This window comes from Mycobacterium sp. TH-M106, assembly GCF_057473765.1.
In genome coordinates this window covers 1-8,200 of record NZ_JBYCLE010000537.1, presented here as the reverse complement: position 1 = coordinate 8,200, position 8,200 = coordinate 1, and the positions used below count along the sequence as shown (strand labels likewise).

Sequence of the window (8,200 nt, the reverse complement as noted above, 5' to 3'; positions counted from 1 at the left end):
CGAAAACGCGCCCGGCCAGCAGGAGATCGACCTGCGCTACGCCGACGCGCTGTCGATGGCCGACAACGTGATGACCTTCCGCTACGTCATCAAAGAGGTCGCGCTCGACGAAGGGGTGCGGGCGTCGTTCATGCCCAAACCGTTCAGTCAGCACCCCGGCTCGGCGATGCACACTCACATGAGCCTGTTCGAGGGCGAGGTCAACGCCTTCCACAGTCCCGACGACCCGTTGCAGCTCTCCCACACCGGCAAGTCGTTCATCGCCGGGATTCTCGAGCACGCCTGCGAGATCAGCGCGGTCACCAACCAGTGGGTCAACTCCTACAAGCGGCTCATCCACGGCGGTGAGGCGCCGACCGCCGCGTCCTGGGGGGCGTCCAACCGGTCGGCGCTGGTCCGGGTGCCGATGTACAGCCCGCACAAGACGTCGTCACGCCGCATCGAGGTGCGCAGCCCCGACTCGGCCTGCAACCCCTACCTGACGTTCGCGGTGCTGCTGGCCGCCGGACTGCGCGGAGTGGAGAAGGGTTACCAGCTGGGGCCGCAGGCCGAAGACAACGTGTGGGAACTGACACCGGCAGAACGCCAGGCCATGGGCTACCGCGAACTGCCCGGCAGCCTGGACCGGGCGCTCAGTGCGATGGAGAACTCCGAGCTGGTCGCAGAAGCGTTGGGGGAACAGGTCTTTGACTTCTTCCTGCGAAACAAGCGGCGAGAGTGGTCGAATTACCGCAGCCAGGTGACGCCGTATGAGCTGCAGAATTATCTCTCGCTGTAACCGTCGGTCCTAGCGTGGCTAATCCCGCCAATCCCGCCAATTCCGCCAAACCCGCTGATTCCGTCAGGCAGCGCCCGATGCTGCCCGGTGCCGGCCGGCTCGGGTTGGTCGACCCACGCGCGACCGCCGACCTGACGAAACTCGGTTGGTACGACGACACGGCCAACCCGGCCCACGTCGAGCTGCTGTGGTCGCTGTCGCGCGCGCCGAATGCCGATGTGGCACTGCGCTGCCTGGTCAGGCTGGCCGAGGCGCTGGGTTCCGGGTGGGACGAGCTGTGCGGGGCGCTGCTCACCGACCGCAGCCTGCGCGGCCGGTTGTTTGCGGTGCTCGGCTCGTCGGTGGCACTCGGTGACCACGTGGTCGCCCACCCGGAGTCGTGGAAACTGTTGGCCGGCCGGGACGGCACGATAACGCTTCCTTCGGCCGAGCGGCTGCGGCGCATGTTCGCCGACTGTGCCGAGGGACTTGCAAACGTCGAGGGCCCGGTCGACACCGACCGGCTGCGGGTGCTCTACCGCGACCGCCTGCTGGTGCTGGCCGCGCTCGATCTGGCGCCGACCGTCGAGGATGAGCCGGTGCTGCCGTTCGCCGCGGTCGGGGCACACCTGTCCGACCTGGCCGACGCGGCGCTTGGGGCGGCACTGGAGGTGGCTCGGGCGAGGGTGTGTGGTGGTGCTAATCCGTCGCCACGGCTGGCGGTCATCGCGATGGGCAAATGCGGTGCCCGGGAACTGAACTACGTCAGCGACGTCGACGTGATCTTCGTCGGCGAGGACGCCGGCGCGCTGACCAACCGGATAGCCGGTGAGACGATGCGGGTGGCCTCGGAAGCCTTCTTCACGGTCGACGCCGGGCTGCGCCCGGAAGGCGCCCACGGTCCATTGGTCCGCACCTGCGAGTCGCACATCAACTACTACCGGCGGTGGGCGAAAACCTGGGAGTTCCAGGCACTTTTGAAAGCCCGGCCGGCGGCCGGGGACCGGGAGCTGGGTGCGCGGTATATGGACGCGATGATGCCGATGGTGTGGACTGCCTGCGAGCGTGCGGATTTCGTCGCCGACGTGCAGGCCATGCGCCGCCGGGTGGAGCAGCTGGTGCCCGCCGACGTGCGCGACCGCGAGCTCAAACTCGGCACTGGAGGGTTGCGCGACGTCGAGTTCGCGGTGCAGTTGCTGCAGCTGGTGCACGGCCGCGGCGACGAATCCCTGCACGTGGCATCCACCATCGACGCGCTCGCGGCGTTGGGCGCCCGCGGCTACATCGCGCGCGACGACGCGGCTAACCTGACCGCCTCCTACGAGTTCCTCCGCGTGCTCGAACACCGGCTACAGCTGCAGCGTCTCAGACGCACCCACATGCTGCCGCCGGCGGACGACGACGAGGCGCTGCGCTGGCTGGCCCGCGCCGCGAACGTCCGGCCCGACAGCCGGCACGATGCGCTGGGAGTGCTGCGCGAGGAGCTCAAGCGACAGAACCTTCGGGTGTCCCGGCTGCACGCCAAGCTGTTCTACCAGCCGTTGCTGGAATCGATCGGCCCCGAGCTCTCTGGTATGACCCCCGATGCCGCCGAGCGCCAGCTGGCCGCGCTCGGATACGAGGCTCCGCAGAGCGCACTGGCCCACCTGGCCGCGCTGACCAGCCAGAGCGGTCGCCGCGCGCGGGTGCAATCGGTGTTGTTGCCCACGCTGCTGTACTGGCTGTCGGACGCCCCCGACCCCGACGCCGGGCTGCTGGCCTACCGCAGGCTCAGCGAGGCGATGGCCACCCAGCATTGGTATCTGGCCACGCTGCGCGACAAAAGCTCGGTTGCCCGGCGGCTGATGCGGGTGCTCGGCACCTCGGCGTACGTCCCGGAGCTGCTGATGCGCGCGCCGGAGGTGATCCAGGCCTACGGTGACGGCCCGGCCGGTCCGAAGCTGCTCGACACCGAACTCGACGCGGTGGCCGGCGCGTTGATCGCGTCAGCAGCCCGCTACGTCGACCCGGTGCGAGCGATCGCCACCGCGCGCAGCCTGCGCCGGCACGAACTGGCCCGCATCGCCTCCGCTGACCTGTTGGGAATGCTGGACGTCAGGCAGGTGTGCACGGCGCTGACGTCGGTGTGGGTAGCGGTGTTGCAGGCCGCCCTGGAGGCCGTCGTCCGGGTCAACCTGCCCGGGGGGAACCCGGCCAACCGCCCGCCCGCCAGGGTCGCGGTCATCGGCATGGGCCGGCTGGGCGGTCACGAGCTGGGCTACGGCTCCGACGCGGACGTGATCTTCGTCTGCGAGCCCCATGAGGAAGCCGGCGGGGTCACCGACGCCGACGCGGTGCGCTGGTCGACGTCGATCGCCGAGCAGGTTCGGGCGCTGCTGGGCACCGCGAGCGTCGACCCGCCACTGCAGGTCGACACCAACCTGCGCCCGGAGGGCCGCAACGGTCCGCTGGTGCGCACACTGGCTTCCTATGCGACCTATTACGCCCAGTGGGCGCAGCCGTGGGAGATCCAGGCGTTGCTGCGGGCAGACCGGGTCGCCGGCGACGTCGAGCTGGGCGAGCGGTTCCTGCTGATGGTCGACGGCGTCCGGTATCCGGCCGGCGGGGTGTCGGCGGATGCCGTGCGGGAGATCCGCCGGATCAAGGCCCGGGTCGACGCCGAACGGCTGCCGCGCGGCGCCGACCCCAACACCCACACCAAACTGGGCCGCGGCGGCTTGGCCGACATCGAGTGGGCGGTGCAGCTGCTGCAGCTGCGGCACGCCCACCAGATCCCGGCGCTGCACAACACCTCGACGCTGCAGACCCTGGACGCGATCGCGGCGGCCGAGTTGCTCGGCGAAGCCGACGTGGAACTGCTGCGCCAAGCCTGGCTGACCGCCACCCGCGCGCGCAACGCGCTGGTGCTGGTGCGCGGCAAGCCCACCGACCAGCTGCCCGGTCCGGGTCGCCAACTCAACGCGGTGGCGGTTGCCGCCGGTTGGCACGATGACAACGGCGGTGAGTTCCTCGACAACTACCTGCGGGTGACCAGACGCGCGAAAGCGGTGGTGCGCAAGGTGTTCGGCGATTGAGGTGGACGCTCGCAACGGGGGCGGGATCGCCATGCTGAGAAACTGACCGATTTCTAGGTCGGTTTGCCAGCAACCTAGCCAAGCGTTATGGTGCGTGCAACTTATATAAAGCGCTAAGACACACTTGCGGATCCGTTACATACACGAAGGGATTCTTTTTCCATGAGTCGTCGCAGCAGCAACGGGAAACGCGGTCGCGTGGGCATAGCCGTGGGACGCCGTGCGGCCGGTGCCACCGGCACGGTGGGCGCGTTTGTGGCGTTCGGGATGACAACGTTGGCTGCTGCGCCGGCCGCGCACGCCGACTTCGGTTTCGACGACGCGATCGACCAGGCGATCGCCGCGCTGGCCGGGGGGTTGGGCGTGCCGCCCGACGACGCCGGCGCGGCGGCAGCGGGTGATCCGCTCTCAAATATCGACGACAACCTCATCGGCCTCTGGCAGTTCTTCTATGGCGGTGTCCGTCTCCTGGATCAAGCCCTGATCAAGATCGGTATCTTCGACCTGGTCAACCCGCTGTTTGCGTTTGATGGATCGTGTGGCCTGCTCTGCAACGGCGTCGACGCGCATCTGACCGACGGCACGACCGGCACACTTGTTGCGGCCGGCGACGGTGGCTGGCTCGGCGGTAACGGTGGCAGCGGTGTGCTGCACGACCTTTCGACCGATGCCGTGATCACCGGGACCGGTTCGGCCGGAGGTAACGCCGAGCTGATCGGTGACGGCGGGATGGGTGGTGTCGGGGCCGCCGCGCACGGCACCACGGCAGCCGGCGCCGGCCTCGACGGCGGCAACGGCGGCATCCTCGGGGGCAACGGCGGCGAAGGCGGCCACGGTGGTGCCGGCCTGACCGGTGGTGCGACTGCCGCACTGACGAGCGGTGGCGCTGGCGGCGCCGGCGGTGACGCGCACCTGTTCGGCGACGGCGGCTACGGCGGCCAAGGAGCCACTGGTGGTGTCGGCGCCGACGCGACCGCGACTAGCGCCGCAGGTGCTGGTGGCACCGGCGGTGCTGGCGGCGCCGGCGGTAACGCCGGGTCCATCTTGGGCTTCGGCGGCAACTCCGGTGACGGCGGCGCCGGCGGTGTCGGCGGCGCCGGATACAACGGTTTGGTGAATATCGATGGCGGCCACGGCGGCGCCGGCGGTCAAGCCAGCGCCGTCGTCGGAAAGGCTGGGGCCATCGGACTCCACGGTTTCGGGGGCAACGCCGGCGACGGCGGTACCGGTGGCGCGGCGAGTGCCGCTGGTTCTATCGGTGGCACCGGGGGCGACGGTGGCGACGCCGTTGCCGGCGGCGACGCCGGCAACGGCGGTGCCGGCGGCGCCGACACCGGCACCGGTGGCACCGGTGGCACCGGTGGTGACGGCGGTAAAGGCTTTGACGCCACCGGCGACGCCTATGCCGGTCACGGCGGTAACGGCGGCGCCGGCGGCAGAGGTGTGACCGGCGGCGAAGGCGGCAACGGCGGCGCCGGCGGCTCTGCCGAAGCCGGTACCGGCGGTTGGGGTGGCAACGGTGGTGTCGGCGGTGCCGGCGATTACGGTGGCACCGGTGGCGCCGGCGGCGCCGGTGGCGCCAGCGACAGCGGTGCGGGTAGCCACAGCGGCAGTACCGTCTTCCCTGCGGGCGGATACGGCGGCAACGGCGGGAACGGAGGTACAGGTAGCCTCCTCGGCGGGAACGGCGGTGCGGGCGGCTCCGGCGGCGCCGTCACGACGGGCACCGGTAGCGGCGGTACCGGTGGTGCCGGCGGTGACGGCGGCAACGGCGCCGCCGGCGGCAACGGCGGCAACGGCGGCAACGGCGGCGCCAACACCAGTGGCAATGGTGCCGGCGGTGACGGTGGTTACGGCGGTTCCGGCGGTAACGGCACCGTGACCATCGGCGGTCACGGCGGCAACGGTGGTGACGGTGGCGCCTCCGACAGCATTATTGGGACCCCGGGCACAGCCGGCAGCGCGCAATCCGACGGCACCGGTGGCGGCGGTGGCAACGGTGGAGCGGGTGCCCCAGGGCCGTAGGACGGCGCTGAAGCTTCCGATCACACCGGGTTGACCGGCGAGTTCTGCGCCGGCGAGGTGGTCGCCTGCGCCGACAGGGTGAGTTCCTGCGCCGGCGGGCCGGACTCCTGCACCGGCATCGTCTGCGGGAACGGCACCGGGTAGGGGATGCCGACGCCGGCGGTTCCGAGCACGACGTTCGGCACACACTGCGGGAGTTTGGGCAGTGCCGTCAGCACCGGTGTGCCGAGGTTGGGGCGGCTGGCGTCGAAGCTGCCGAAGTCGAACGCGTTGGTCATGTCGCCGGTGACCCCCCGCCGCCAGGGGGTGAGGTTGGGCACCGGCGCTCCGAACCGGGTTTCGATCAGCCGCAGCTGCGAGGTGTGGTCGTAGACGGTGGAGTCGACCCGGCCACCGCGACTGTACGGCGAGATGACCAGGCACGGCACCCGGTAGCCCAGGCCAACCGGCCCGGTGACCCCGCCCGAGCCCGACACGTTGTCGACGATGGACGACGGGATGTACTCACCCGGAGTGCCCGGCGGGGCGGTGGGCGGGGTGACGTGGTCGAAGAACCCCCCGTGTTCGTCGTAGCTGATGATCACCGCCGTCTTCTCCCACACCTTCGGGTTGGACAGCAGGATGCGCAGCAGGTTGACGATGCCGACCCCGCCGAGCGACACCGGCAGTGCCGGGTGTTCGCACTCCAGCACCGGCGTGACCACCCAGGACACCTGCGGCAGCCGGTCGGCGGCGACGTCGAGGGCGAAGTCCAGCGGGTACCGCGGGGTGATGCCGTTGGCCCACAGGTTGGTCGCCGGGTCCAGGGCCTGTGTGAATGCACTGACCAAACCGTTGAGGATGACCCCGTTGATCGGCCCCAGATCATGGTTGTTGTAGACCTTCCAGCTGACCCCGGTCCGCTCCAGGGACTGCGGCATGATCTCCCAGGAAAATTTGAATTTCGGCCACGGCGTCGGGGTGGTCAGCCACGGCCCGCCGAACTGGCCCTCCGGATCGAGCGTCGCGCTGAGCCAGTAGAGCCGGTTGGGCACCGTGGGCCCGAGCACCGAGCAGAAATAGTTGTCGCAGACGGTGAACTTGTCGGCTAGCAGGTAGTGGATCGGGATGTCCTCGCGGGTGTAATAGCCCATCAACGCCGGCGCGTTTCTGGGGCCGACCGCCTTGATCGACATGGGCAGCCAACCGTCGTTGGCGCCGCCGTTCCACGCCTCGTGCGTCGGCGCCCAGGAGTGGTCGGGATCGTTGACGCATTCACCCGATAAACTCGGCCCACGCTCGGTGTTCAGGCGAAACGGCAGGGTGAACTTCGCGGGGTCGTTGACGTCGGTGGGCCCGCCACCGGATGCCGATGGCGCCCAGCCGCGCTGCTTGAACACATCAGGCGGGTTGTTGGGGGTGTTGCCGAATCCGTTGACGCCATAGCGGGTTCCGAAGTAGTTGTCGAAGGAATGGTTTTCCTGCATGAACAGCACGATGTGTTCGATGTTCTGCAGCGAGCCGGACGGCGCTGCCGCCGCGTAGGCTTTGTCGATGATCGGGCTTGCCCATTCGGCGAGCATCGCCGCACCGCCCGTTGCGGTGATCTTGGTGAAAAATTCCCTGCGAGACATGCCTTGAAACGGATTGCTTTTCATCGCATACCTTTCTAGCCCGGCCGGCTCAAGGTAAGCGTTCGAGAGTGGTTGTGTCGTCAGTCGACTCGCAATCGTTATCCGCGGATTCGTAATTGTTATCCATCGTGGCCGACAAGCATCGCGGCACCGCCGGCCGCGGTTACCCTTGCCGGGAAACGCCCGGATACGCCCTTGCTGGGGTCAGCAGTCGTAGTACAGCGCGAACTCGTAGGGGTGTGGGCGGATGTTGATCGGCTCGATCTCGTTGGTGCGCTTGTAGCTGATCCAGGTGTCGATCAGGTCGGAAGTGAATACTCCGCCTTCGGTGAGATATTCGTGATCGGCTTCCAAGTTGTCGATCACGTCGGCCAATTGAGTGGGCGCCTGCGGGATATTGGCGGCCTCGTCGGGCGGCAGCTCGTAGAGATCTTTGTCGACCGGTGCCATCGGCTCGATCTTGTTCTTGATGCCGTCGAGACCGGCCATCAGCATGGCCGCGAACGCGAAGTACGGGTTGCCCGAGGAGTCCGGGCAGCGGAATTCCAGCCGCTTGCCCTTGGGGTTGGTTCCGGTGATCGGGATACGTACGCACGCCGACCGGTTGCGTTGGCTGTACACCAGGTTGATCGGCGCCTCATAGCCGGGCACCAGCCGCTTGTAGGAGTTGACGGTGGGGTTGGTGAACGCCAGCAGCGACGGCGCGTGGTGCAGGATGCCGCCGACGTAGT

5 protein-coding genes are annotated in these 8,200 nt (G+C 68.7%); 3 read left to right on the top strand and 2 right to left on the bottom strand.

Going from position 1 to position 8,200, the window contains the following annotated elements:
- From AC2VOP_RS18665 to AC2VOP_RS18655, 3 genes are all read left to right on the top strand, one after another.
- Nucleotides 1-778: glutamine synthetase family protein (locus tag AC2VOP_RS18665; protein ID WP_486962346.1), on the top strand; the 778-nt coding region annotated here is incomplete at its 5' end.
- 77 nt (nt 779-855) lie between these two features.
- Nucleotides 856-3,831: a bifunctional [glutamine synthetase] adenylyltransferase/[glutamine synthetase]-adenylyl-L-tyrosine phosphorylase gene (locus AC2VOP_RS18660; protein ID WP_486962347.1), complete on the top strand. Its 2,976-nt coding sequence runs from the start codon at nt 856-858 to the stop codon at nt 3,829-3,831.
- A gap of 198 nt (nt 3,832-4,029) precedes the next feature.
- A complete protein-coding gene (locus AC2VOP_RS18655; RefSeq protein WP_486962345.1) occupies nt 4,030-5,856 on the top strand; it encodes a hypothetical protein in 1,827 nt (608 codons plus the stop codon).
- A 20-nt stretch (nt 5,857-5,876) separates the two neighbouring features.
- Here AC2VOP_RS18655 and AC2VOP_RS18650 read toward each other — a convergent pair whose 3' ends face one another.
- Nucleotides 5,877-7,493 (bottom strand): phospholipase C, encoded by a 1,617-nt coding sequence (locus AC2VOP_RS18650; RefSeq protein WP_486962344.1) that lies wholly within the window; start codon nt 7,491-7,493, stop codon nt 5,877-5,879.
- A 180-nt stretch (nt 7,494-7,673) separates the two neighbouring features.
- A partial coding sequence (locus AC2VOP_RS18645) for a type I glutamate--ammonia ligase (RefSeq protein ID WP_486962343.1) occupies nt 7,674-8,200 on the bottom strand: 527 nt, incomplete at its 5' end.